Genomic DNA, 24,354 nt, shown 5'->3' on the forward strand with positions numbered 1-24,354 from the left:
CCTTCCCCCGGCTTTCTTTCCCCCTTCCTCAAAGCACGTAGTTCAACCCTTGCCAGCCCAGCCACACCATGCACAGCAGCATGGCGGTGCCGATCGCGCAGCCCAGCGCGGTGAGGGCGATGCCCCAGCCGATGACCTTGTTGTCGTGCTCCACCACGCCGAGCGCCATGACGATGCAGCCGAAGGCGGGCGGGCCGTTGGTGCCGGGGCCGGGCAGGATCAGCAGCAGCGCGACGTAGACCGCCAGCCAGCCCACGATGCGGTCCCCGGCGCGGGAAGCGAACCAGCCCGGGCGCGGCCGCACGTAGCGCTCGATGCGGCCCAGCCAGCGGGAGGAGCCGCTGGCCAGGCGCAGCAGGTCTGTCCGCTTCATGGACTGCCGCGCCATGAAGTCCGGCAGGGTCGGGGTGCGCCGCCCCAGGCCCATCTGCAGCCCCAGCAGCAGGATCGGCAGGCCGAACACCACCGAGGCCGCGGGCAGCAGCGCCGGCAGGCAGAGCATCAGCAGCAGCAGGCCGAAGGCGCGGTCGTCGAAGGCGGCGGCCATCTCGCCCAGGGTGATGCGCTCGCCCGGGCAGGTGGCGGCGACCTCGGCCACGAGGCGGGAGATCGGGGCGCCGGCCTGGTGCTCGGGGGTGACCGCGGCGGGCAGGGGGGCCGAAAGCACGGAAGGGCGGGAACCATCCATCCTGGGCGGGATCTCCTCGGCTGGGTCGCGGCGGGAAGCCTGGCCGCGGGGGAGCGACGGCGGATGGAGCGCGCACACAGGCGCCGAACGGGGTCGCTCGGCCAGATCGGTACCCTAGTAGCTTGAATCCCGGTGAGGGAGCGTGGAATCGGGCAACCAAGTGTTTCGCGGGGGAAGCGGGTCAGATCGGCAGGGCGGTGGTGGCCTTGACCCGTTCCATGGCGAAGCGGCCGGTGACCTTGCGCAGGGAGGGCACGGCGGCGACGAAGCGGCGGTAGAACTCGTCGTAGGCAGCCATGTCCGGCACCACCACGCGCAGCAGGTAGTCCACGTCGCCGCCCAGGCGCCAGCATTCCGCCACCTCCGGCATGTCCGCCACCACGCGGGCGAAGCGCCCGATCCATTCGGCGGAATGCTCGCCGGTTTCCAGCGCCACGAAGACCGAGACGCCCAGGCCCACCCGCGCCGGGTCCAGCAAGGCGACGCGGGCGGTGATCACGCCCTCCGCCTCCATGCGGCGGATGCGCTTCCAGCAGGGGGTGGCGGTGAGCCCGACCTGGGCGGCGATCTCGGCCAGGGACAGCGAGGCGTCAGCCTGCAGCAGCCGCAGGATGGCGCGGTCGAGATGGTCCAGCTCGGGCGTCGCGGTCATCCAGCAGGTTCCTTTCCGTTCCCGCCGGTCCTGTAGCATGGTTTTCTTTCGCTTGCGCGATATCGCGGGCTGGGGAGAAAACCTTGCCAAAATCCCGGGAATCCCTGCTCATGCCCGCCTTGCTTCGACGATCCCTGCTCGCCGCCCTGCTGCCCGCCGCGCTGCCGCCGCTGCTGCCCGCCCGCGCCGCCCTGGCCCAGCCCGAGGCTGCCTGGCCGGACCGGCCGGTGCGGCTGATCATCCCCGTGGCGCCGGGCGGCAGCCTGGACATCGTGGGCCGCGTGCTGGCCAAGCGGCTCACCGCCACGCTCGGCCATCCCGTGGTGGCGGAGAACATGGCGGGGGCGGGCAGCAACCTCGCCTTCGAATACGTCGCCCGCGCCCGGCCGGACGGCTACACGCTGCTGGTCGGCTCCGACGTGCTGGCGATCAACCCGGCGCTGTACCCGCGCGTCGGCTATGACCCCGCCCGCGACTTCGTCGGCGTGGCCGAGGCGGTGCGCGCGCCGCAGGTGCTGGTGGTGCGCGACGGGCTGGAAGCGCGCGACCTCGGCGGCTTCCTGGCGCTGGCGCGGGAAGCCGAAGGGCGGATCACGATGGCCTCGCAGGGCAATGGCAGCCTCGGCCACCTCGCGGGGGCGCTGCTGAGCCGTGCCTCGGGGGCGGGCTGGACGCATGTGCCCTATCGCGGCGGCGGGCCGGCGGTGGTGGACCTGGTGGGCGGCCACGTGGACGCGCTGCTGGTGACGCTGCCGGCGGCGATCGAGCAGATCCGCGCCGGCCGCATCCGCGCCCTGGCCGTGACCTCCGCCGCGCGCGACCCGGCCCTGCCGGGCGTGCCGACGGTGGCCGAGAGCGGCTTTCCCGGCTTCGAGGTGGTGACCTGGCAGGGCATCGTCGCCCCCGCCGGCACGCCGGCGCCGATCGTGTCGCGGCTGGCGGCGGAGATCGCCCGGGCGCTGGCGCTGCCGGAGGTGGGCGACCAGCTGCGTGCCCAGGCCCTCCAGGTGACCGGCACGGGCGCCGACGCCTTCACGGCGCTGATCCGCGCCGAGGCGGCGCGCTGGCCGGAGGTGGTGCGCGCGTCCGGGGCGCGGGTGGACTGAGGCGGGGACGCCGGTCGCCGGGAGGGGGAGAAGGAATTCTCCCCCTCCCGGACCCTCCCCCTCATCTTTTTTCGGGAGGCTGCCGCCGTCGGGGTTGAGACGTCGGGTGCGCCGGAGGGCTGGGCCCTCCGGCGACGGCGATGGCAGCCCGTGCAGCGTGCAATGAACGTTTTTTTGGCTTGAAGCGCCCCACGTCTCAACCCCGACGGCGGCAGCCTCCTGAAATAAGATGAGGGTGGGTCCGGGAGAGAGAATTCCTTCTCCCTCCCGGTGCCGCCCGCGCTCAGCGGCCCGGCGCGGGGGCGGACCGTGACATGATGAGCGCATCGGTGGGCGAGCCGTTCCTCGCGGTTCTGGACAGAGCTTGTGTTCGGCCGTCACCCATGCGGGACTTCGCCGCAACCTGTTCCCGGCGCACGTGCTCCCTCGCATCCTCCTTCCCGCCCTCCTGCTCGGAGGCTGCTTGGGCCTGCGCCCCGCGCTGGCGGAGGAGGTGCCGGCCACGGGCAGCGATTTCGGCGGCGTCGGGCTGATCGAGACCCGCAACGCCCGGCTGCGGGAGGACGGCACGCTGGAAGCGGGCGCGTCGCTGCGCCACCAGCGGCGCTTCTTCTTCCTCAACTTCCAGGCCCTCCCTTTCCTGGAGGGCACCTTCCGCCTCAGCGAGCGGCTGAACGGCACCACCGGCAGCGGCACCACCACCGACCGCGCGCTGGACCTGAAGCTGCGGCTGCTGGCGGAGGGCGAGTGGAACCCGGCGCTCGCGATCGGGCTGCAGGACCTGATCGGCACCGGCATCTATGCCGGGGAATACCTCGTGGCCTCCAAGCGGTGGAACCGCTTCGACCTCAGCCTCGGGCTGGGCTGGGGGCGGCTGGGCACGGGGGAGGACCTGCGCAACCCGCTGGCCGCCCTGTCGGGGCGGTTCGAGGACCGCCGGCGCTCGGTGGGGCGGGGCGGCACGCTGCGGACGGACCTGTTCGGCGGCGGCTCGGTGTCGCTGTTCGGGGGGGTGGAATACTCGATCCCCGCGCTGGACACGCCCTTCGGGGTGGTGGACGGGCTGCGCGCCAAGCTGGAATGGTCGGGCGACGACCTGCGCGACGAGCGCGGCGGCTACCCGGCCCGCACCGAGGGGCTGCGCGGCCGGGCGGCGACGCGGCTGAACGCCGGGCTGCAATGGTCGAACGACACCATCGATGCCGGGGTCAGCTTCGTGCACGGCACGGACCTGCTGTTCCGCGTGTCGTTCCGCCTGGACCCCGCCGACCCGCCGCGCGTGCCGCGCCCGCCGCCGCCGGCGCTCGCCGCCCAGCCCGTGGCGGCGGGGCAGGGCAGGCCGTCCGGGTCCGCTGGGGGCTACGGGCAGGCAGGCCTGTCCGGGCTGTCAGGGCCGGTCGCGGGGGGCACGCTCGTTCCCGGCCGCGCCGCGGCGGAAGCCGGCGCCGAGGCCACCCTGCCGCAGCGCCTGTTCGCGGCGCTGACGGCGGCCGGCTTCCGCCCGCTCGCCGTGGCGCTGGACGGGGCGGAAGCGCGCATCGCCGTGGCGGACGGGCCGTTCCGCACCCTGGCGCAGGTCGCCGCCCGGGTGGCGCGCGCCGCCGAGCCGATCCTGCCGCCGCAGGCGCGGGCGCTGCGGGTGTCCTGGTGGCTGGGCGGTGCCGAGGTCGCCCAGGTGCTGGCGCCGCGCGACAGCCTGCTGGGCCCGGCGCGCGGCACCGGCAGCCCGGAGGAAGCCTTCGCCGACACCGTGCTGCTGCCCGCCACCGGCGAAGGCTGGCCCGGCGAGGTGCGAGCGCCCGACACCGCCTTCACCTACGCCCTGGAACCGCGGCTGGCGCTGATCCTGGGCGACCCGTCCCGCACCATGCGTTGGCAGGCCGGGGCGGCGGCGGGGGCGCGGCTGCAGTTGGGCGCCGGCTTCGGCCTGGCGGGGGCGGTGCAGCAGGTGCTGGCCGGCAACCTGGACGAGGGCCTGCCCTCCGACAGCCGGTTGCCGCACGTGCGCAGCGACTACGCGCTCTATGCCCGCGACGGGAAGACTTCGATCCCCGCCCTGTATGCCGAGCGGATCTGGAACCTCGCCCCGGATGTCTTCGCCCGCGCCACTGCCGGGCTGCTGGAGCCGATGTTCGGCGGCGTTTCGACCGAGGCGCTGTGGCGCCCGAGCGGTGCCTCCTGGGCGGTGGGGCTGGACCTGAACTGGGTGCGGCAGCGCGACACGGACGGGCGCTTCGGCTTCCGGAACTATTCCGTCACCACCGGGCACGCCTCGCTCTACGCCGACCTGCCGGTGTGGAACCTCTACGCCGTGCTGCGCGCCGGCCGCTACCTGGCCGGGGACTGGGGCGCCACGCTGGAACTGGGCCGGCGCTTCGACAGCGGCATCGAGGTCGGCGGCTTCGCCACCCTGACGGACGTGCCGTTTTCCCGCTTCGGCGAAGGCTCCTTCGACAAGGGGATCTATGTCCGCTTCCCGCTGGACCTGCTGGGCGCCAACAGCCGCGCCGTGGGCCAGGCGCTGATCCGCCCGGTGCAGCGCGACGGCGGCCAGCGCCTGGCGGTGGACAACCCGCTGTGGACCGTCACCCGCGACGGCCGCGCCGACGCCCTGCGCCGCGGTGTGTCCGGCTTTGCGGAGTGATGCGCCCGCCGGACGCGAACCCCCGCCGGGCCGGCCTGCCGCGGGACGCCGTGGTTGCTGTGCCGGGGAGTGGGTTCGCGTTCGGGGTGGCTTCGGTGGAGCCTGGCTGTTCGGGCCTGGGCCAGAGGGGCCCTGCCCCTCTGGACACCCCGCGAGGAGCTTAGGCTCCTCGACCTCATGAGTGCCTCCGGCGGGGGCGGGCTCGGACAAGGTTTGTCCGGGTGGCCTAACCTCGGCCATCCCCCGCCCCCGCCGGAGGCACTCAACGTGGGGTCCGGGGAGTTTAAACTCCCCGGCGGGGTCCAGGGGCAGCGCCCCTGGCCAACGTCGGAACACCCAGGACCAACCAGGGCCACCCGAACGCGAACCCACCCCCCGGTACAAGGACCGCAGCGGAACCGCGTCAGGCCGGCGACCAGGCGGAGCCCGCGTCCGGCAGGGTGGAGCGCGGCTCCGGGACCGGCTCGGGCGCCGGGGCCGGGGCGGGTTGCGGGGCGTCGGCGCGGGCGGTGGTCAGCCAGGCTTCGGCGGCGTCGCGCAGGGAGGTGACGCAGTGGTCGGGGGCTTCGCCGTCGCACAGGGCAGAGAGCAGGGGGCCGCCGCGGTCGCCGCCCCAGGCGCCCACCATCAGCACGGCGCCGGGGAAGCGGCGGCGCAGGCGGCGCAGGGCATAGCGGGCGCTGGCGGCGCTGCTGCCGCCTTCCAGCAGGGACAGGCAGACGCCGCGCACGGCCGCCCCGCCGCGGGTGGCCAGGGCGGGGTCGCGCAGGGCCTCGTTGGGCAGCACGGCGGTGCCGAGCCCGTGCTGCGCCAGCACCTGCGCCAGCATGGCGGCGGCCTGGGCGTCGAAGCGGCCGCGCCCGGCCAGGCACAGCACTGCGCCGGGCTGCTGCCAGGACGGGGCAGGGCCGACCGGCGGGGCCGCGACGCCGCGCATCTCCGAGGGGTCGCCGGGCTCGGGGGCCACGGGGCCCTCGCCCAGCACCGGCTCCGCCACGTCCTCGTGCTCGGACAGCTCGTCCAGCAGGTTGTCCACGCGCTCGCGCACCGCGTCCATGCGGGCCTGGTCCAGCGCGTCGCGCGCGGCGTCGGCCTGCGCCAGGGCGAGGCCGGGCAGCGCGACCTCGTCGTAATAGGCGGCCAGGGGGGCGGCGCGCAGCTGGGTTTCGGCCTGCTCGGTCAAACCGTCGCCGTCGCCGGCCAGGGCGCGCTGATAGAAGGCTTCGGGCGGTTTCAGGGCTTCGCGGTCGCCCAGCATCACGTCGAGGAATTCCAGCTGGTCGACGTGGCGGCCCAGCACCACCAGCCCCACGGTCAGCGGGGTCGCCAGCAGCATGCCCAGCGGGCCCCAAAGCCAGGCCCAGAAGGCGGTGGCCAGCAGCACCGCCACGGGGGACAGGCCGGTGCTGTGGCCGTAGATCATCGGCTCCACCGCGTTGCCCATCAGCGGCTCGGCCACCAGGAACAGCGCCAGGGTCCAGAGCAGCGTGGTCCAGCCGGGGTCCACCGCCATGGCCAGCAGGATGGGGAAGGCCGCGGCGATGAAGCCGCCCACGAAGGGCACGAAGCGCATCAGCCCGGCCAGGATGCCCCAGAGCAGCGGCGAGGGGATGCCGATCAGCCACAGGCCCAGCGTGATCCCCAGGCCGAAGCCGGTGTTCACCACCGTTTGCGCCAGGAAGTAGCGGCTGAGCCGGTCGGCCGCGTCGTCCAGCGCCGCGGTGGTGCGCTGCAGGTCGCGCGAGCCCATCAGCTTGATCAGCCGGTCGCGCATGTCTTCCCGGTACAGCAGTAGGAAGATCACGAAGACGATCACGATGCCCAGCTTGGCCACCGGGCCGAGCAGCGGCTCGATCACGCGCTGCAGCAGTTCCAGCGTGCCGGGGTCGGGCTGGCGGACCTCCACGGGAAAGGGCCGCGCCTCGTTGGCGGGCAGGGCCGGTAGGGCTTCGGGCTGTTCCCGCTGCGACAGGCTCTGGCCGAGGTCGTGCAGCAGGTTGGCGAAGCGCCCGACCATGCCCGAGCCGCCGGTGAGGTCGTCGATCTTGCGGCTCACCGTGGCCTGGTAGCGCGGCAGCTCCATGGCCAGTTCGGCCATCTGCTTGCCCATTACCAGCCCGATCGCTGCCAGCAGCCCGAAGGCCAGCGCTGCCGTGACCAGCACCGCCGCCACCCGCGGCACGTGCACCCGCCGCAGCTGCCGCACCGCCGGGGCCAGCACGAAGCAGAGCAGCGCCGCCAGCACCAGCGGCACCAGCAGTTCTCGCGCGAAGTACAGCACCGCCACCACGGCGGCCGCGGCGTAAAGCACGCCGAAGCCCGAGCCGGGCACGCCGGCGGGGGACACGTGCACCTGGGAGTTCAGCTTCACGCGCCGCAGGCTGACGGGAAAGGGCATCGGGGTCCTGCGGCTGGCGTCCGGGAAGCGGGGCATGCGGGGGGGTCCTGGGCGCCGGGCAATCCCCACCATGCACCGCGGGCACCGGGGCCCACGGCGAATGGTCAACGCAAGCTGCCGTGAGGAAGTTCCGGCCCGGGTGTCACGCCGCTTCGCGCAGGGGCGCGCCGCCCGCCCTGCGGCGAAGGGCGCCGCTACCGCGGCCGTTCCTCAGCGCAGCAGCACGCCGTGCTGGCGGAGGAAGTCCAGCAGGGGCAGCAGCGGCAGGCCGAGGATGGCGGCCTGCTCACCCTCCACGCGGTTGAACAGTTGCGCGCCCAGCCCTTCCAGCCGGTAGGCGCCGACGGAATGCAGCAGCGCCTCACCCTCGGCCTCCAGGTAGCGGTCCAGGAAGGCGTCGGAGAAGTCGCGCATCACCAGCCGCGGCGTGGCGAGGTGGTGCCAGATCCGGGCGCCGTTGCGCCAGCACAGCAGCGCCGTGTGCAGCCGGTGCTCCCGGTTGCGCAGGGTCTGCAGGTGCGCCCGGGCTTCGGCGAGGTCGCGCGGCTTGTCGAACCAGCGCTCCTCGCCGTCGACCTGGCAGGTGAGGAGCTGGTCGGCGCCGATCACCAGCGCGTCCTCCGCGCCGTTGCGCGCCAGCCGGTCGGCGATCCGGCGGGCCTTGGCCTCCGCCAGCAGCAGGGCGGCCTCGCCGGAGGGGAAGCCCTCGGCGCGGGCGCTGGCCTTGAGGCTTTCCTCGTCCACCGCGGCCGGCAGTGCCTCGAAGCGCAGGCCGGCGGCGCGCAGCACCGCCGTCCGCGCGGCGGAGGCGCTGGCCAGCACCAGCGCCGGCCGTTCTGCCTGCACCGGCGGGACCGCTGCGCCGCTCACCCCTGCGGCTGCACCGTCGGGGGATTGGCCGGGTGCGGCGTGCTCGGCGCCACCTCGGGCGGCGAGGCCGGGCTGTCCGGCAGGGTGCCCGGGCGCGGGTCGGAGGGGATCTGCGGGGTCGGCGCCGGCGGGCTGGCCGGCGGGATCTCGGGCGCCGTGGGGCTGTTGGGGATGGTCGGGGTCGGCTGAGTCGGGTCGGACATGCGGCCTGCGCTCCTGCTGGCGGGCGGTGCAACACACACCCGCCCGCGCCTGCCGGTTCAAGCCCCGGCGTGCCACGAGGTTGCGCACCCCCCGCCCAACCCATGCCCCCGGACACCCTCCCGCCCCGGGCGGATCACCGCCGTCCTGGGTGCCGCTGCTTCGCCGGGGCTGGGTGAGACGGGTGGTCCTGAAGTGTTCGGGCCTGGGCCAGAGGGGCTCTGCCCCTCTGAACACCCCGCCAGGAGCTTAGGCTCCTGGACCTTATGGGTGCCTCCGGCGGGGGCGGGTTGGACAGTGCTGTCCATCATGGCTGCCGTCGGCCATCCCGCCCCCGCCGGAGGCACTCAAAGTGGGGTCCGGGGAGTTTAAACTCCCCGGCGGGGTCCAGGGGCAGCGCCCCTGGCCAACGTCCGAACACCCAGGAACCGACCGACACCCACCGGCCCGAGCGAAGCAGCGGCACCCGGAACGGCGATGGCCGACCGGGTCAGGGGGAGTCGGGCTGGGCCAGGGCGGTGGCGGCCGGGTCGCGGGGCGGGGTGAGGGTGGCGGGGCGGGCGCGGCGGGCGTGCCAAGCTTCCTTGAGTTGGAGGACGGTGGCGGCGGTTTCCTCGATGGAGCGGCGGGTGACGTCGATCACGGGCCAGCCATGGGCGGTGCAGAGACGGCGGGCGGCCAGGATCTCGGCCTTCACTGCATCCTGGTCGACGTAGTCGGTGGCGTCCTGGCGCATGCCGACGGCGCCGATCAGGCGCAGGCGGTGGCGGCGGATCTCGATCAGGGCGGCGACGTCGATGGTCAGGCCCACCACCGGGCAGGGCGGGTCCTCCAGCTCGGTGGGCAGGGGAGCACCGGGGACGATGGGGACGTTGGCTGCCTTGATGCCGCGGTTGGCCAGATAGAAGCAGGTCGGCGTCTTGGAGGAGCGGGACACGCCGACGATGCAGACATCGGCCTCGTGGATGCCGGCGGTGCCCTGGCCGTCGTCGTGCGCCAGGACGTAGTGCATGGCGTCGATGCGGCGGAAATAGTCGGCGTCCAGCACGTGCTGGGCGCCGCGCTTCTCCTTGGCGCTCTCGCCGATCTCGGCCTGCAGCAGGTCCAGCATGGGGTCCAGCACCGACAGCGAGCGTACCCCGAGTTTGCCGATGAACTCCTCCAGGGAATGCCGGATCGAGCGGTCGGCGATGGTGTAGAGCACCGGCCCCGGCTCCGCCTGAATGCCTTCCAGCACCTGTTCCAGCTGGAAGCGCGAGCGCACCAGGAACCACCGATGCTGGATGGCGTGCGGGTCCTCGAAGCGGGCGAGGGTGGCGCGCGTCATGGAGCTGAGCGTTTCCCCGGTGCTGTCGGACACGAGGTGCAGGTTGATGGCGCGTGGGGGCATGGCGGTGTCCTGGCGGTTCCCGGGGGCAGGATAGGCTGGGGAGGATAACGGGGAAGACTGGGGGAGTCGGGGAAAACTCCGGGGCCTGACTCCGGGCCTGGGAGAGTCGGGGACGGTGAGTCACCTGCCGTTCCATCCGGGAGAACCGGCGGCGTGACTCAGGCCGATGCGGGGGCTGAGTCAGGGACTCGCTGACTCCGCGCCGAGTCACGGCATTTCCCGATCTGTGGATAACCCGGGTCTGAGTCTGTGGGCGGGCTGCGTCCTCGTTATCCACAGGCCCCCTTAACCACCACAGACTCTTCTCTGACTCATATCTTTGAGTGAGAAGGGCGCCATGGACACGCCGGACAAGCCGATCCTTCGTACCCTTGCCGGTGAGTCCGTGTGGCCGCCACCGATGTGGCTGATGCGCCAGGCCGGGCGGTACCTGCCCGAATACCGTGAGGTGCGCGCCCAAGCGGGGGACTTCATCGCCCTGTGCACTAACCCGGAACTGGCGGCGGAGGTGACTCTGCAGCCCCTGCGCCGCTACGGCTTCGACGCGGCCATCCTGTTCTCCGACATCCTGATGGTGCCCTGGGCCATGGGCCAGCCGCTGCGCTTCGCCGAAGGCGAGGGGCCGTTGCTGGAACCCGTGCGCGACGCGGCCAGCATTGGGGCGCTGCGGGTGACGGGAGTCGCGGAACGCGCGGCGCCGATCTTCGAGACCGTGGCCCGGGTGCGCGCCCTGCTGGACGTGCAGCACCAGCGCAGCGCCCTGATCGGCTTCGCCGGATCGCCCTGGACGGTGGCCTGCTACATGGTGGAGGGGCGCGGCGGCGGCGAGTTCGCGCAGGCCCGGCGGCTGGCCTACAGCGACCCTGCCCTGTTCGGCCGACTCATCCGCTCGCTCACCGACGCCACGGCGGAATACCTGCTGGGCCAGGTGGAGGCCGGCGCCGAGGTGCTGATGCTGTTCGACAGCTGGGCCGGGCTGCTGCCGCCGGCGCAGTTCCGCCGCTGGGTGATCGAGCCCACGGCCGAGCTGGTGCGCCGGCTGCGCAAGCGGCTGCCGGCGGGCTTCCCGATCATCGGCTTTCCCCGGCTCGCCGGGCCGCTGCTGGTGGAATACGCCCAGCGCACGGGCGTGCAGGCGGTGGGGCTGGACACCGCCATGGACCCGCGCTGGGCCGCCGCCAACCTGCCGCCCAACCTGGCGCTGCAGGGCAACCTGGACCCCCAGGCCCTGGTGTCCGGCGGCCCCGCCCTGGAAGCCGAGGCGCGCGCCCTGCTCGCCGCGCTGCGCGGCCGCCCGTTCATCTTCAACCTCGGCCACGGCATCGTCCCGCCGACTCCCCCCGAGCACGTCGCCGCCCTGGTCCGCCTCGTGCGGACCGGCTGAGGCGGCGGCGCGGGAGGCTTTCCGGGACTGGAAGCCGCGGCTTCGGGGGGCGGTGCGCTAAGTGGCCCGCAGGGGGCGCCGCCCCCTGCACCCCAGGCAAAGGCGAAGCCTTTGCCCGCGCCGGGGACCTCGTAGGTCCCCGTACCCCGCCGTGAGTTGGAGTTGGTGGACAGGTGGGGCACTTCGCGGGCGCAGCCGCCGCGAAGTGCCCCACCTGTCCACCAACTCCGTTCTTTTACGAATGGGAGGTCCAGGAACATCAGTTTCCCGGCGGGGGAGCGCGAGGGGGCAGAGCCCCCTCGTGAGCCACCCAGAGCCACGCCCCCGAAGCCACGGCGTCAGCCCTGCGGAGACTCCCGGGACACCGCCGTGGCCCAGGCCAGCAGGGGTTGCCAGAGGGCGGTTTCGGCGGTGGAGCCGGCGGCCATGCCGATGTGGCCGGCGGGGGCGTCGTGCAGGACGGCGCGGGGCAGGCGGGCGGCCAGGGCGCGGGCGCTGTCGGGGGGGACGATGCGGTCGCGGTGGGGAATGGCCAGGAAGCTGGGGCCGGGCCAGTCGGCGGGGTCCACGACGCGGCCGGCGACGCGCCAGCGCAGGCGGGCGGGGGTGTTCTCGCCGTACCAGCCGGCCAGGGTTTCGCGGGCCACGGGGGCGGGCAGGGGGATGCCGTCGTTGAGCCAGTCCTCCAGCGCCACGAACAGGGTTGTGCGAGGAGAAGCCGGGTCCAGGCGGGGGAAGCCACGGAACTTGCGCGACACGCCGAAGGGGTCGAGGCCGGAAAACAGCGCCTGCAGCGCTTCCACGGGCAGGGTGCCGGTGGCGGCCAGGGCGGGCTCCAGCGCGGGCAGCAGGGCGGCCAGGGCGCGCGAGCGGGCCTCGGCGCCGTCGGCCCAGAAGTCCCAGGGGGTGGCGAGCAGGGCCAGGCCGCGCACCAGCTCGGGGCGGCGGATCGCCGCGGCCAGGGTCAGCAGCCCGCCCATGCAGTAGCCGGCCAGGATCACCGGCCCGCCCGTGGCGGCCTGGGCGGCAGCCAGGGCGCGTTCCAGCCGGCCGGCGATGAAGCCGGTCAGGTCCATGCCGCGCTCGGCCTCGCCGGGGCTGTCCCAATCCAGCAGCAGGGGGTGCGTGCCCTGGGCGGCGAACCAGCGCAGCAGGGAATGGCCGGGCAGCAGGTCCAGCACCCGCGCCCGGTTCACCAGGGACGGCACGAAGAGGATCGCCGGGCCGGTGGCGCCGGAAGCATGGTCCAGCAGGCGGGTCGTGCCTTCCGCCCAGAGGGTCGGGGGCGCAGGCGGCGGCGGGGGGCCTTCGGGGTGGCGGCGATAGGCGGCGATGCCGGCGATCAGGGCCGCGTTGTCGGCGCCCAGGCGGCGGCTGACCGCCTCGCGCAGTTCAGCGGCGCTTGAGCCGGACGCGTCGAGCCGGGCGAGCAGGCGCTGCGCTTCCGCCCGTCCTGCCCTCGAGATCGGCCAGCCGGCGCTCCAGCTCGGCCAAGCGGCGGAGGAGGGCGGCAGGCTCGCCAGCGCCGCCCAGCCCCGCAGCCCCGCCAGGCCCAGGTGCAGCGGCAGCGGGCGGGGTCCGCGACGCGGGGTCATGCGCCCCCGCCTCCGGCGCGGCGGCCCAGGGGGCAGGGCCCGGGGGAGAAGCGGGGTGAAATGGGCCAGGAAAGGCGCCAGCAGGCGGGGCGGGCGGGAAGCCGGCAAAGGCACCGGGGGTAAATTCCGGGAACGGCCCCGCGGCGGTGCCGGGGAAGGCGCCTGGAAAGGCGCCGGGGAAGCCGGCAGGAAAGGTGCCCGGCGGCCAGGGCGAGGGCGGCAGGCCGGCGGCGGGCTGCGCCGCAGCGGCCGCGGCCAGGGCGGGAGCGGCCGCCCAGGCGTTCAACAGCCGCAGCAGCTCGGGGTCCGCCGCCCATCCCGCGATCTCCGACTGCCACAGCGCGATCCAATCTTCCGCCAAACGATCCAGCGTGCCGTCGGGCGCGCCATCTCCCGGGACCTCCGCCATGTCGCTCCTTCCGCAGCGTGAGTCTTTCGCAGTGCGGCAAGGGAGGGCTAGCATGATCCCGCAACGGCAGGGAGGCCGTCCCATGGCGGACAACACGAAGGTGACGCCGACCCCTGGGGCGACGCCCGGGACGACGGCGGACGCGACCCCCGGGGCAACCTCCGGATCGGGCCCCAACGCGGCTTCCGGGGCCGGGACGGGGATGGCTGGCGGAACGGAGGGTGCCGAGGCCACCCCCGCCGGTCCGCCGGTGGTGGTAAAGAAATACGCCAACCGCCGCCTCTACAACACCGAGAGCAGCTCCTACGTCACGCTGGACGACCTGGCGGGGATGATTCGGCGCGGCCGCGACTTCGTGGTGTTCGACGCCAAGTCCGGCGACGACATCACGCGTTCCGTGCTGACGCAGATCATCGTCGAGGAGGAGAGCAAGGGCCGCAACCTGCTGCCGACCTCCTTTCTGCGGCAGCTGATCGGGCTGTACGGCGACAGCCTGCAGTCGGTGGTGCCGCGCTACCTGGAAATGGCGATGGGCGGCTTCGCGCAGCAGCAGGAACAGATGCGCAAATCCGCCGCGGCGCTGGGGGTGGGCGGGCTCAACCCCTTCGTGGCGGCGGCGGCGCCCTTTTCCAACCTGGAGGAGCTGGGCAAGCAGAACATGGCGATGATGGAACGCGCCATGAGCCTGTTCAGCCCCTTTCCCGCCGCCGCATCCCCCAGCCGCCCGGAGGAGCCCGCCCCACCCACCGAGGTGGAGTTGCTGCGCGAGGAGCTGGACATGCTCAAGCGCGAGTTGGCCGGGCTGCGCAAGACCGGCAAGGGCTGAAGGCGGGAGCGCGGGACCCGCCGCCACGGGCCGGGAGGGCCGCACCGCGGCGGATTGGCCGGATGCTGCTGCCGGGGGAGCCTGGAACGATGCGCGGCCGAGATGGCTTCGCTGCGGCCGGTGTTGCGGGGGAGTGGGCATGGAGGACGACGCCGCTCTCATCATCGCCCTCACGATGATGTTTGCCGTGATCCCGCTTTCCGGCGGGTTGGCGCTGTGGCTGATCCTGCGGGCACGGCGGAAGTCGGATGCGCCGCCCTCGCGCGAGATGGACGGCACCGTCACCTTTCCCGTGCGCGGCCTGCTGCGCGGCGGCCGCTTCCTCGGCTACAGCAAGAACAACCTGAGCGCGCGCTTCGCGGTGGCGCCCGACGGGTTGCGCTTCAAGATATTCCGCTTCGACCACTGGCCCTTTGCCGAAATCGCGCAGGTGGACGCGCCCTGGAACCCCTTCTCCACCCGCATCGCCTTTCATGCGCGCAGCGGCGCGACGCTGTTCGTGGACGTGGCGGGCGAGGCCCGGGGGCGCGAACTGCTGCGGCTGCTGCCGGCGGGCCTGGTGCTGACACCGCGCGCCCTCGCGCTGCGGGACAGCGGGCCGTGAAGCGGGGAGCGCACCCTGGGCCGGTACGCGAAGCGATGGGCATGATGGATGGAAGCCCGATCCGGGTGGCTGCCCAGGAGGGAGAGAAAGAATTCTCCCCCTCCCGGACCCTCCCCCTCATCTTTCTTCGTCCTCGCTGCCGCGGTCGGGACTGACACCTCGGGCGCGCCGGAGGGCCGTGCCCTCCGGCGACGGCGGCATCAGCGCGCGCTGACAGCTCAAAATCTCTCCTGGCCGCAGGGCGGCGGAGGTATCCACCCCGACCCGGCAGCTCCCGAAAAAAGATGAGGGTGGGTTCGGGAGGGAGAATTCCTTCTCCCTCCCGGAGCAACGCGCGCCGCCTTACCCGGCCGGTCGCGCAGGGCGGCGCATGCGGCCCCCGCGCCTGCGCCCTTCCCAGCCACCCCCGCGCGGCCTAATTCTGGCCGGAAACGCTTTCCTCAGCCGAACCGAGTGATGAACGACACCATCCCGCCTGCCCGCTACGATTTCGCCGAGGCCGAGCCGCGCTGGCAGGCCGAGTGGGAGCGGCGCGCCTGCTTCGCCGTGCCCGACGTGCCCGACGGCAGCAAGCCCAAGAGCTACGTGCTGGAGATGTTTCCCTACCCCTCCGGCAAGATCCACATGGGGCATGTGCGCAACTACACGCTGGGCGACGTGATCGCGCGGCATAAGCGCGCCACCGGGCATCTGGTGATGCACCCGATGGGCTGGGACGCCTTCGGCCTGCCGGCGGAGAACGCGGCGCGCGAGCGCGGCGTGCATCCAGGGAAGTGGACCTACGACAACATCGCCGCGATGCGCGCCGAGCTGAAGCGCATGGGGCTGAGCATCGAGTGGGCGCGCGAGTTCGCCACCTGCGACCCGGAATACTACGGGCAGCAGCAGTCGCTGTTCCTGGACTTCTGGGCGGCCGGGTTGGTGGAGCGCAAGGAGAGCTGGGTCAACTGGGACCCGGTGGACGGCACGGTGCTGGCCAACGAGCAGGTGATCGACGGCCGCGGCTGGCGCTCCGGCGCGCCGGTCGAGAAGAAGTCGCTGAGCCAGTGGTTCCTGAGCATCACCAAGTTTGCGCCCGAGCTGCTGGAAGCGCTGAACGGCTTGGACCGCTGGCCCGAGCGCGTGCGCACCATGCAGGCCAATTGGATCGGCCGTTCCGAGGGCGCGCGGGTGCGCTTCCCGCTGGTCGAAGCGGTGGACGGCCTCGACGAGGTGGAGGTCTTCACCACTCGCCCCGACACGCTGTTCGGCATGAGCTTCCTGGCCGTCGCCGCCGAGCACCCGCTGGCCGCGGCCGCGGCGGCGCGCAGCGAGGACGCCGCGACCTTCGTGGCGGAGTGCCGGGCGATGGGCACTTCCGAGGCCAATATCGAGCAGGCGGAGAAGCGCGGCTTCGACACCGGCTTCCGCGTCGCGCATCCCTTCATCGAGGGTGCCAGCTTCCCGGTCTGGATCGCCAACTTCGTGCTGATGGAATACGGCACCGGCTCTCTGTTCGGCTGCCCCGCGCACGACCAGCGCGACCTGGACTTCGCGCGCAAGTACGGGCTGCCCGTGCCGCCCGTGGTGCTGCCCGCCGGCGCCGATCCCGCCAACTTCGCCGTCGGCGACACGGCTTTCACCGAGGACGGCACGCTGTTCAACTCGCGCTTCCTGGACGGGCTGGACGTGGCGAGCGGCAAGCGCGCGGCGATCGAGGCGCTGGAGGGCAAGGGCGCCGGCACGGGGGTGGTGAACTGGCGCCTGCGCGACTGGGGCGTGTCGCGCCAGCGCTACTGGGGCTGCCCGATCCCGGCGATCCACTGCGAGGCCTGCGGCGTAGTGCCGGTGCCCAAGGAGCAGCTGCCGGTGAAGCTGCCCGACGACGTGGACTTTTCGCGTCCCGGCAACCCGCTGGACCACCACCCGACGTGGAAGCACGTGGACTGCCCGCGCTGCGGCGCGGCGGCGCGGCGGGAAACCGACACCTTCGACACCTTCGTGGACAGTTCCTGGTACTACGCGCGCTTCTGCTCGCCGCGTGCCGACGTGCCCGTGGTGAAGGCGGCGGTGGATGCCTGGCTGCCGGTGGACCAGTATATCGGCGGCATCGAGCACGCGATCCTGCACCTGCTGTATTCGCGCTTCTTCGCCCGCGCCATGCGCGAGACCGGGCACCTGTCGGTGTCCGAGCCCTTCGCCGGGCTGTTCACCCAGGGGATGGTGCAGCACGCCTCGTACAAGGGGGCCGACGGGCGCTGGCTCTACCCGGAGGAGGTGGAGTTCCGCGACGGCGGCGCCGTGCACCGCACCACCGGCGAGGCCGTGACCACCGGCCGCGTCGAGGCGATGTCCAAGAGCAAGCGCAACACCATCGACCCCGGCGCCATCATCGGCCGCTACGGCGCCGACACGGCGCGCTGGTTCATCCTGTCCGACAACCCGCCGGAGCGGGACATGGAATGGTCGGAGAACGGCGTCGCCGGCGCCCACCGCTTCGTGCAGCGGCTGTGGCGGCTGGTGCAGGGTGCGCTGCCGACGCTGGGCGAGGGCGCGGGCTTCACCGAGGCGGGACGGCCGCTGCGGCAGGCGACGCACCGCACGATCGCCGCGGTCACGGAAGCGCTGGGCTCCTTCGCCTTCAACGTCGCCGTGGCGCGGCTGCACGAGCTGGCCAACGCCGTGGAGGAAGCGCGCGACGCCGACCCGGCGGCGCGGCGCGAGGCGCTGGAGATGCTGGCGCGGCTGATCGCCCCGGCCATGCCGCACCTGGCGGAGGAGCTGTGGTCCCTGCTGCGGCCCGGCAGCGACCGGCTGGTGGCGGAGCTGGACTGGCCGGAGGCGGATCCCGCGCTGCTGGTCGTGGACAGCGTGACGATCGCCGTGCAGGTGCTGGGCAAGCTGCGCGCCACCATCTCCGTGCCCGCCGGCGCCGACGAGGCCACGGTGCTGGCCATCGCGGAAGCGGAGGAGAACGTGCAGCGCGCCCTGGCCGGCAAGACCGTCCGCAAGCGCATCCACGTGCCGGGGCGCGTGGTCAACTTCGTCGTCTGAGGGAGGGCGTGGCATGAGCGAGCCGGTGCGCGGAGCCGTAGGGCGGGGATACGGGGCGCGGGGGCGGGACGCCTGGGCGCGCCGCGGCCTGCTGGCGGTGCTGGCGGTGTCCGTCGCGGGCTGCGGCTTCCAGCCGCTGCACGCGCCCGGCGGCGGCGGTGAGCGCAGCGCGGCCGCCGGCGTCGCCTCGGCCGACCTGGCGGCGGTGCGGGTGGGGCTGATCCCCGAGCGCAACGGCCAGCTGCTGCGCCGCGCCCTGCAGCAGCAGCTGGAAAGCGGCGGAACCGGCACGGCGGCGCGCTACAGCCTCAGCGCCAGCCTGCAGGCCGGGGTGGAGATGCAGGGCTTCCTGCGCAGCGGCACGCCCACCCGGCAGCGCATCACCTTCACCGCGCCCTGGTCGCTCTCCACGCTGTCGGTGCCGCCGGTGGTGGTGGCCAGCGGCACGGAGCGCGCCTTCGACGCCGCCAACATCCCCGACAACCAGTTCTTCGCCGCCGATGTCAGCACGGAAGCGGCGCAGCAGCGGCTGGTGCAGCAGCTCGCGGCCGACATCGTGGAGAAGGTGGCGGTGGCCCTGTCCGCCGCCCCGGCAGCGCCGCAGGCCGCCGCCGTGCCGCAGCCGGTCCCCGGGGGTGCGGCCCCGCGCGCTGCGCCCGGCAGCGCCGCGCCGCGCGCCGCCGCCGATGGCGCCCCCGCCGCGCCGGCGGGTGGCCCCGCGCTGCCCGGCCGCGGGCCGGCCTGACCGCGCCGCGGCGTGCCGAAGCTGGAGCCGCGGCGACTCGCGGCCTTCCTGCGCGACCCTGGTAAGGCGCGGCTGGTGCTGTTCTTCGGCGATGATCCCGGCCTGGCGCGCGAGCGGGCCGACGCGCTGCGCGCCGCCGTGGTGGGCAGCGACGACCCGTTCCGCGTCGCCGACCTGGCGCGCGACCAGGCGCAGCGCCCGGGCGTGCTGGCCGGCGAGGCCGCCGCCCTGGCGATGACCGGCGGCCGCCGCTTCGTGCGGGTGCGCGATGCCACGGACGCCCTGGCCCCTGCGGCGCGCGAGGTGCTGGCCGGCCCCGGCGAAGCGCTGGTGGTGCTGGAAGCGGGCGAGTTGCCGCGGACCTCCAAGCTGCGCGCCCTGGCGGAAGGTCCGGGCGATGCCGTGGCGGTGGAGTGCTGGCGCGAGCGCGGTGCCGAGCTGGGGGTCAGCATCGCCGCCATCCTGCGCGAGCAGGGGGTGGAGCGGGTGGAACCCGCGGCGCTGGAATGGCTGGTGGAGCATGGCGGCGAGGACCGCCGCATGCTGCGCCGGGAGCTGGAGAAGCTGGCGCTCTACGTCGGCGCCGGCAATGCGGTGGGCGAGGAGGACGTGCTCGCCTGCCTGGACGACAGCGAGAGCGGCGACCTCGGCACCGCGCTGATGGCGGCCACCACCGGCGACCTGTCCCGCACCGACCGTGCCCTGCAGGCCGCCTTCACCGAGGGCACCCACCCCGTGGCCGCCCTGCGCGGCGCGCTGCGCCACGTCCAGCGCCTGCACTTGGCCGCCCTGGCCGTGGCGCAGGGGCAGCCCCCCGGCACCGCCATGCAGGCGCTGCGCCCGCCCGTGTTCTTCCGCGACAAGCCCGCCTTCGAGCGCGCCCTGCGCCTGTGGCGCCCCGACGCCCTGGCCGAGGCCGGCGCCGCCCTGCTGCGCACCGAGGTGCGCGTGAAGTCCGGCGGCACCGGCAAGCCCGTCCCCGACGTCGCCGTGGCGCGCGAGGCGCTGATGGCACTGGCACGTCGGGCGGCGGTGTTGGGGCGGCGGTAGCGCTGGTGGCCCGCAGGGGGCGCCGCCCCCTGCACCCCAGGCAAAGGCGGAGCCTTTGCCCGCGCCGGGGACCTCGTAGGTCCCCGGACCCCGCCGTGAGTTGGCGCTGGTGGATGGGGAGTGCTCCACGACGGCGAAGCCGCGTCGTGGAGCACTCCCCATCCACCAGCGCCACACTTTTACGAATGGGAGGTCCAGGAACATCAGGTTCCTGGCGGGGGAGCGCGAGGGGGCAGAGCCCCCTCGTGAGGCCACCCGGCGCTACGCCTTCCAACGCACCGGCGCGACCGGCGGCATCAGCAGCTGCACGAGGCCGTCGAGCTGGTCGAGGTCGCGCCAGGACACCACGAGCTGGCCGCCGCGGCCGGCGCGTTTGAGGACGACGCGCAGGCCGAGGCGTTCGGAGAGTTGCCTCTCCAGGTCACGGGTTTCCGGGTCCTGGGCACGGGCGGCGGCGGGCTTGGCGGCGGCGGCGGCCAGGGCCTCGGTCTGGCGGACGTTGAGGCCGCGGGTGATGACCTGCTCGGCCAGCTTGAGCGGGTTTTCGGCGGTGAGCAGGGCGCGGGCATGGCCGGCGGACAGGCTGCCGCGGGACAGCAGGTCGCGCACGCGCGGCGGCAGGTTGAGCAGGCGCAGCGTGTTGGCGACGTGGGAGCGGCTCTTGCCCACGGCCTGGCCCAGGGCTTCCTGGCGCAGGCCGAACTCCTCCGTCAGGCGGTGGTACCCTTGGGCCTCCTCCAGCGGATTGAGGTCCTCGCGCTGCAGGTTCTCCACCAGGCCCGCGGCCATGGCGGCGCGGTCGTCGAGGTCGCGTACTACCACGGGGACCTCGTGCAGCTTGGCCTGCTGCGCGGCGCGCCAGCGGCGCTCGCCGCCGATGATCTGCCAGGTGCCGGCCCCGCCCGGCTTGGGGCGCACCAGGATGGGCTGCAGGACGCCGTGCTCGCGGATGGAGGCGGCGAGCTCGGCCAGGGCTTCGGGCTCCATCGGGCCGCGCGGCTGGAAGGGGCCGGGCTCCAGCGCCTCGATCGGCAGGTTGCGCTGGCTGTCGGCGGCGGTGGTGGGGGCCTCGCCCAGCAGAGCGGAGAGCCCCATGCCGAGGCGGGAGGGCTTCTTGCTCACGGGGCGTCCTTCCTGGCTTTCGGCGTCTTGGGACGGCGGGCGCGCTCGCGCTTCAGCAGTTCGGCGGCGAGGCGGATATAGGCCTGCGCGCCGGCCGAGCGCACGTCGTAGAGGATCACGGGCTGGCCGTGCGAGGGCGCCTCGCTGACGCGGACGTTGCGGGGGATGGTGGTGTCGAAGACGCGGTCCTTGAAGAAGGCGCGCACGTCGGCCGACACCAGCTCCGACAGGTTGTTGCGGCGGTCCACCATGGTCAGCACGATGCCCTCCAGCTCCAGGCCGGGGTTGAGGGAGCGGCGGACGCGGTCCAGCGTGCGCGAGATCTGCGATACGCCTTCGAGGGCGAAGAACTCCGCCTGCAGCGGCACCAGCACGGCGTGGGCGGCCACCAGGGCGTTGAGCGTCAGCAGGCCCAGCGAGGGCGGGCAGTCCACCAGCACGCGGTCGAAGCGCGACAGCACCTCGCCCTCGCCGGCGGCCAGCGCGTCGGCGAGGCGGTGCTCGCGGCGGTCCTCCGACACCAGCTCGATCTCGGCCCCTGCGAGGTCGGCATCCGCCGCCAGGAGGTGGAGGTTGGGCACGGCGGTCGGGCGCACCACCTCGGCCAGCTCGCGCTGGCCGGTGAGCAGGGCGTAGGAGCCGTCGCCGCGGCCGGCGCGCGGCACGCCCAGGCCGGTGGACGCGTTGCCCTGCGGGTCGAGGTCGATCAGCAGCACGCGCTCGGTGGAGGCCAGCGCCGTGGCCAGGTTCACCGCGGTGGTGGTCTTGCCGACGCCGCCTTTCTGGTTGGCCAGCACGAGGCGGCGGGCTGGCGGGCGACCGCGGGCGGCGGGTTTCGCGCCGGCTTCGGCCGAAGGGGAAAGGTCAGGTCCCGGCACGGCGTATCCCGGTGATGCGGAGGAGGGTGGCGGACGGATCGGTCCGGCTGGGGAAGCGTTCGACCTGCATGGTCCATGCCGCCGCGGCCTCGGTCAACTCGGCGCCGGCGTTGCGGCCCTTGGGGAAGACCGCAACGCCCGAAGGGGCCAGGAAGCGTTCGGCGAAAGGCAGGAGCGTCGTGAGCGGCGCCAGGGCGCGCGCGGTGAGGAGGGCGAGGGGCGGCAGCGTGGTGTCCTCGATTCGGCTGCTGTGCACAGCGACGTTGGTGGCGCCGAGTTCCGCGGCGGCGGTGCGCAGGAAGGCGGATTTGCGCTTGTCGGCTTCCACGAGATGCCAGGGACGCCCGGGCTCGCACAGGGCGAGCACGAGGCCGGGCAACCCGCCTCCCGAGCCGAGGTCGGCGGCCGGCCCGGTGCCCGCCGGCAGCAGCGGCAGCAGTTGCAGCGAGTCCTCGACGTGGCGCTGGCGGAAGGCAGCGGCGTCGCCCGGGGCGATCAGGTTGATGCGGGCATTCCAGCGCAGCAGCAGGGCGGCGTAGCCGTCCAGCCGCGCCGCTGTTTCACGTGAAACACCGCTCATGCCGGGACGGGCTGGCGCGGGTTGGCGAGGCGGCGGAGATGGCCCGCCAGGGCAGCGAGGCCGGCGGGGGTGATGCCGGGCACGCGGCCGGCGCTGCCCAGCGTGGCGGGGCGGGCGGCGTCGAGGCGCTGGCGCATCTCGGTGGAAAGGCCTGGCACGGCGTCGAAGTCCAGCCCATCGGGGATGCGCAGGCGCTCCTCGCGTTCCAGGAGGAGCATCTCGGCTTCCTGGCGGCGAAGATAGGGCGCGTAGAGCGCTTCCGCCTCCAGCTGCGCCAGCACGCCGCGCGGCAGGTCGCGCAGCCAGGGAAAAGCGTCGGCCGCGGCGGGGCCGGCCAGGGCCAGCACCTCCAGCACGTCGCGGCGGCGACCGTCGCGGTTCACGGCGATGCCGGAGGCGGCGAGGCTCTCGGGCGTGCCGGTCTCGGCACGGGCGCGGGCCAGGGCGTCGGACACGGCGGCGGCGAAGGCGCGGTGCCGGGCGGCGCGCTCGGGGCCGACGCAGTTCCAGCGCAGGCCGGTGTCGGTCAGGCGCAGCCCGGCATTGTCGGCGCGCAGCGACAGCCGGTGCTCGGCGCGGGCGGTGAGCATGCGGTAGGGCTCGGAAACGCCCTGGGTGGTGAGGTCGTCCACCAGCACGCCGAGATAGGCGTCCGAGCGCAGCAGGGTGCGCTCCTCCGTGCTGCCCGAGGCGCGCCAGGCGGCGTTGACCCCGGCCAGGATGCCTTGCGCCGCGGCTTCCTCGTAGCCGGTGGTGCCGTTCACCTGGCCGGCCAGGAACAGCCGCGGCACGGCGCGGGCTTCCAGCGTGGGGCGCAGCGCGCGGGGGTCGAGGTGGTCGTATTCCACCGCGTAGCCCGGGCGCAGGATGGCCGCGCGTTCCAGCCCGGGGATGGTGTGCACCATGGCGGCCTGCAGCGCCGCGGGCAGGCTGGTCGAGATGCCGTTGGGGTAGACGGTGGGGTCGTCCAGCCCCTCGGGCTCCAGGAAGATCTGGTGCCGCTCGCGCTCGGCGAAGCGCACCACCTTGTCCTCGATGGAGGGGCAGTAGCGCGGGCCGCGACCGGTGATCTGGCCGGAATGGATCGGTGCCTGGTCGAGGTTGGCGCGGATCAGCGCGTGGGTGGCGGGCGTGGTGGCGGTGATGCCGCAGCTGACCTGCGGGTTGGTGATGCCCTCCGTCAGCCAGGAAAGGGGTTCGGGCACGGCGTCGCCCGGCTGCATCTCCAGCCCGGCCCAGTCGATCGTGCGGCCGTCCAGCCGCGGCGGTGTGCCGGTCTTCAGCCGCGCCGTGGGCAGGCCGAGGGAGGCCAGCGCCAGGGCGAGACCGAGGGCAGGGGGATCGCCCACCCGGCCGGCGGGGCTGCGCTCGGGGCCGACATGGATTTCGCCGCGCAGGAAGGTGCCGGCGGTGATCACCAGGGCGCCGCAGCGCAGCAGCTCGCCGTCGGCCAGCCGCACGCCGCCGATGCCGCCCTCGGCGTCGCGCTCCAGCCCTTCCACCGCGGCGGCGCGCAAGGTCAGGCCGGGCGTTTCCGCCAGCAGCCGCTGCACGGCGCGGCGGAACAGCGCGCGGTCCGCCTGCAGGCGCGGGCCGCGCACGGCCGGGCCCTTGCTGGCGTTGAGCAGCTTGAAGTGGATGCCGGCCGCATCCGCCGCGCGGGCGATCACGCCGTCCAGCGCGTCGACCTCGCGCACCAGGTGGCCCTTGCCGACGCCACCGATCGCGGGGTTGCACGACATCTCGCCGATGCGGTCCAGCCGGTGGGTCAGCAGCAGCGTGCGCGCCCCGCACCGGGCCGCCGCAGCCGCGGCCTCCGTGCCGGCATGCCCGCCGCCCACCACGATCACGTCCCAGATCAGCCCGTCCATGCCGCGCATATAGCGCCGCCCCCCACCGCGGCGGAATGCCACCCGCGCGGATCACCGCCCTTCCCGGCGTCCGATCCGTGCTGCGGTGGCTGCCGTGCTGTGGCTGGGGCGGGGGGCTGCGGGTGATTCCTGGGTGTTCTAGCCGAGGCCAAGGGGGCTCTGCCCCCTTGGAGCCTCCGCGAGGAGCTTAAGCTCCTCGACCTCATGAGCGCTCCGCGAGGAGGGGCTCCGGGACAGGTCAGTCCCGTGGTGCGACGGTGGTCCTAAGCCCCTCCTCGCAGAGCGCCAAACGTGGGGTCCGGGGAGTT

The 24,354-nt window shown here is 73.9% G+C and carries 19 protein-coding genes; 8 read left to right on the top strand and 11 right to left on the bottom strand.

Features of this window, described 5'->3' with window-relative positions; all coding sequences use genetic code 11:
- Window positions 1-28 precede the first annotated feature (28 nt).
- The gene (locus ACLIBK_RS13105) at window positions 29-688 is read right to left on the bottom strand and encodes an exopolysaccharide biosynthesis protein (protein WP_415387710.1); all 660 of its coding nucleotides are present in this window, start codon (window positions 686-688) and stop codon (window positions 29-31) included.
- A 181-nt stretch (window positions 689-869) separates the two neighbouring features.
- Complete coding sequence (locus ACLIBK_RS13110; RefSeq protein WP_415387711.1) at window positions 870-1,340, bottom strand: Lrp/AsnC family transcriptional regulator; 471 nt, start codon at window positions 1,338-1,340, stop codon at window positions 870-872.
- Window positions 1,341-1,450: 110 nt separating this feature from the next.
- Here ACLIBK_RS13110 and ACLIBK_RS13115 point away from each other — a divergent pair, with 110 nt between their 5' ends.
- Together ACLIBK_RS13115 and ACLIBK_RS13120 are read left to right on the top strand one after the other, a co-directional pair.
- Entirely contained in the window at window positions 1,451-2,446 is a 996-nt protein-coding gene (locus ACLIBK_RS13115; protein ID WP_415387712.1) for a tripartite tricarboxylate transporter substrate binding protein, read from the top strand.
- Between the two features lie 463 nt (window positions 2,447-2,909).
- Window positions 2,910-5,090: a YjbH domain-containing protein gene (locus ACLIBK_RS13120; protein WP_415387713.1), complete on the top strand. Its 2,181-nt coding sequence runs from the start codon at window positions 2,910-2,912 to the stop codon at window positions 5,088-5,090.
- 403 nt (window positions 5,091-5,493) lie between these two features.
- Here ACLIBK_RS13120 and ACLIBK_RS13125 read toward each other — a convergent pair whose 3' ends face one another.
- The 4 genes from ACLIBK_RS13125 to ACLIBK_RS13140 all read right to left on the bottom strand — a co-directional run bounded on the left by ACLIBK_RS13125 (window position 5,494) and on the right by ACLIBK_RS13140 (window position 9,949).
- Window positions 5,494-7,524: an AI-2E family transporter gene (locus ACLIBK_RS13125; protein ID WP_415387714.1), complete on the bottom strand. Its 2,031-nt coding sequence runs from the start codon at window positions 7,522-7,524 to the stop codon at window positions 5,494-5,496.
- 174 nt (window positions 7,525-7,698) lie between these two features.
- A complete protein-coding gene (locus ACLIBK_RS13130) occupies window positions 7,699-8,358 on the bottom strand; it encodes a Maf family protein (RefSeq protein ID WP_415387715.1) in 660 nt (219 codons plus the stop codon).
- Window positions 8,355-8,561: a hypothetical protein gene (locus ACLIBK_RS13135; protein ID WP_415387716.1), complete on the bottom strand. Its 207-nt coding sequence runs from the start codon at window positions 8,559-8,561 to the stop codon at window positions 8,355-8,357. Before ACLIBK_RS13135 ends, ACLIBK_RS13130 begins: the two co-directional genes overlap by 4 nt.
- A 488-nt stretch (window positions 8,562-9,049) precedes the next feature.
- A complete protein-coding gene (locus ACLIBK_RS13140) occupies window positions 9,050-9,949 on the bottom strand; it encodes a pyruvate, water dikinase regulatory protein (protein ID WP_415387717.1) in 900 nt (299 codons plus the stop codon).
- Window positions 9,950-10,286: 337 nt separating this feature from the next.
- Here ACLIBK_RS13140 and hemE point away from each other — a divergent pair, with 337 nt between their 5' ends.
- Window positions 10,287-11,333 (top strand): uroporphyrinogen decarboxylase, encoded by a 1,047-nt coding sequence (gene hemE, locus ACLIBK_RS13145; protein ID WP_415387718.1) that lies wholly within the window; start codon window positions 10,287-10,289, stop codon window positions 11,331-11,333.
- 338 nt (window positions 11,334-11,671) lie between these two features.
- Here hemE and ACLIBK_RS13150 read toward each other — a convergent pair whose 3' ends face one another.
- Window positions 11,672-12,928 carry an alpha/beta fold hydrolase gene (locus ACLIBK_RS13150; protein WP_415387719.1) on the bottom strand — a complete coding sequence of 419 codons (1,257 nt, stop codon included), beginning with the start codon at window positions 12,926-12,928 and terminating at the stop codon, window positions 11,672-11,674.
- A gap of 611 nt (window positions 12,929-13,539) precedes the next feature.
- Between ACLIBK_RS13150 and phaR the strand changes: the two genes are divergently transcribed.
- From phaR to holA, 5 genes are all read left to right on the top strand, one after another.
- Window positions 13,540-14,163, top strand: a complete 624-nt coding sequence (gene phaR / locus ACLIBK_RS13155; RefSeq protein WP_415387720.1) for a polyhydroxyalkanoate synthesis repressor PhaR — start codon at window positions 13,540-13,542, stop codon at window positions 14,161-14,163.
- Between the two features lie 139 nt (window positions 14,164-14,302).
- On the top strand, window positions 14,303-14,767 hold the full coding sequence (locus ACLIBK_RS13160; protein WP_415387721.1) for a hypothetical protein: 465 nt from the start codon (window positions 14,303-14,305) through the stop codon (window positions 14,765-14,767).
- Window positions 14,768-15,223: 456 nt separating this feature from the next.
- Window positions 15,224-17,800, top strand: a complete 2,577-nt coding sequence (gene leuS / locus ACLIBK_RS13165) for a leucine--tRNA ligase (protein WP_415387722.1) — start codon at window positions 15,224-15,226, stop codon at window positions 17,798-17,800.
- A 13-nt stretch (window positions 17,801-17,813) separates the two neighbouring features.
- Entirely contained in the window at window positions 17,814-18,545 is a 732-nt protein-coding gene (gene lptE / locus ACLIBK_RS13170) for an LPS assembly lipoprotein LptE (RefSeq protein WP_415387723.1), read from the top strand.
- Between the two features lie 12 nt (window positions 18,546-18,557).
- On the top strand, window positions 18,558-19,595 hold the full coding sequence (gene holA, locus ACLIBK_RS13175; protein WP_415387724.1) for a DNA polymerase III subunit delta: 1,038 nt from the start codon (window positions 18,558-18,560) through the stop codon (window positions 19,593-19,595).
- A 261-nt stretch (window positions 19,596-19,856) separates the two neighbouring features.
- Here the strand turns inward: holA and ACLIBK_RS13180 are convergent, their stop codons facing one another.
- The 4 genes from ACLIBK_RS13180 to mnmG all read right to left on the bottom strand — a co-directional run bounded on the left by ACLIBK_RS13180 (window position 19,857) and on the right by mnmG (window position 24,046).
- Window positions 19,857-20,690 (bottom strand): ParB/RepB/Spo0J family partition protein, encoded by an 834-nt coding sequence (locus ACLIBK_RS13180; RefSeq protein ID WP_415387798.1) that lies wholly within the window; start codon window positions 20,688-20,690, stop codon window positions 19,857-19,859.
- A gap of 23 nt (window positions 20,691-20,713) precedes the next feature.
- On the bottom strand, window positions 20,714-21,514 hold the full coding sequence (locus ACLIBK_RS13185) for a ParA family protein (protein WP_415387799.1): 801 nt from the start codon (window positions 21,512-21,514) through the stop codon (window positions 20,714-20,716).
- 67 nt (window positions 21,515-21,581) lie between these two features.
- Window positions 21,582-22,175 carry a 16S rRNA (guanine(527)-N(7))-methyltransferase RsmG gene (rsmG, locus tag ACLIBK_RS13190; RefSeq protein WP_415387725.1) on the bottom strand — a complete coding sequence of 198 codons (594 nt, stop codon included), beginning with the start codon at window positions 22,173-22,175 and terminating at the stop codon, window positions 21,582-21,584.
- Window positions 22,172-24,046, bottom strand: a complete 1,875-nt coding sequence (mnmG, locus tag ACLIBK_RS13195; protein WP_415387800.1) for a tRNA uridine-5-carboxymethylaminomethyl(34) synthesis enzyme MnmG — start codon at window positions 24,044-24,046, stop codon at window positions 22,172-22,174. Before mnmG ends, rsmG begins: the two co-directional genes overlap by 4 nt.
- Window positions 24,047-24,354: the final 308 nt, after the last annotated feature.

Source organism: Roseomonas sp. BN140053, from assembly GCF_047690175.1.
GTDB lineage: Bacteria > Pseudomonadota > Alphaproteobacteria > Acetobacterales > Acetobacteraceae > Roseomonas.

Coding starts and splice junctions, on each gene's coding strand:
- ACLIBK_RS13110 (WP_415387711.1), bottom strand. CDS start 1,340: ATGACCGCGACGCCCGAGCTGGACCATCTCGACCGCGCCATCCTGCGG.
- leuS (WP_415387722.1), top strand. CDS start 15,224: ATGAACGACACCATCCCGCCTGCCCGCTACGATTTCGCCGAGGCCGAG.
- ACLIBK_RS13125 (WP_415387714.1), bottom strand. CDS start 7,524: ATGCCCCGCTTCCCGGACGCCAGCCGCAGGACCCCGATGCCCTTTCCC.
- mnmG (WP_415387800.1), bottom strand. CDS start 24,046: ATGGACGGGCTGATCTGGGACGTGATCGTGGTGGGCGGCGGGCATGCC.
- ACLIBK_RS13105 (WP_415387710.1), bottom strand. CDS start 688: ATGGATGGTTCCCGCCCTTCCGTGCTTTCGGCCCCCCTGCCCGCCGCG.
- phaR (WP_415387720.1), top strand. CDS start 13,540: ATGGCTGGCGGAACGGAGGGTGCCGAGGCCACCCCCGCCGGTCCGCCG.
- ACLIBK_RS13135 (WP_415387716.1), bottom strand. CDS start 8,561: ATGTCCGACCCGACTCAGCCGACCCCGACCATCCCCAACAGCCCCACG.
- ACLIBK_RS13150 (WP_415387719.1), bottom strand. CDS start 12,928: ATGACCCCGCGTCGCGGACCCCGCCCGCTGCCGCTGCACCTGGGCCTG.
- ACLIBK_RS13115 (WP_415387712.1), top strand. CDS start 1,451: ATGCCCGCCTTGCTTCGACGATCCCTGCTCGCCGCCCTGCTGCCCGCC.
- rsmG (WP_415387725.1), bottom strand. CDS start 22,175: ATGAGCGGTGTTTCACGTGAAACAGCGGCGCGGCTGGACGGCTACGCC.
- ACLIBK_RS13160 (WP_415387721.1), top strand. CDS start 14,303: ATGGAGGACGACGCCGCTCTCATCATCGCCCTCACGATGATGTTTGCC.
- ACLIBK_RS13180 (WP_415387798.1), bottom strand. CDS start 20,690: ATGGGGCTCTCCGCTCTGCTGGGCGAGGCCCCCACCACCGCCGCCGAC.
- hemE (WP_415387718.1), top strand. CDS start 10,287: ATGGACACGCCGGACAAGCCGATCCTTCGTACCCTTGCCGGTGAGTCC.
- lptE (WP_415387723.1), top strand. CDS start 17,814: ATGAGCGAGCCGGTGCGCGGAGCCGTAGGGCGGGGATACGGGGCGCGG.
- ACLIBK_RS13140 (WP_415387717.1), bottom strand. CDS start 9,949: ATGCCCCCACGCGCCATCAACCTGCACCTCGTGTCCGACAGCACCGGG.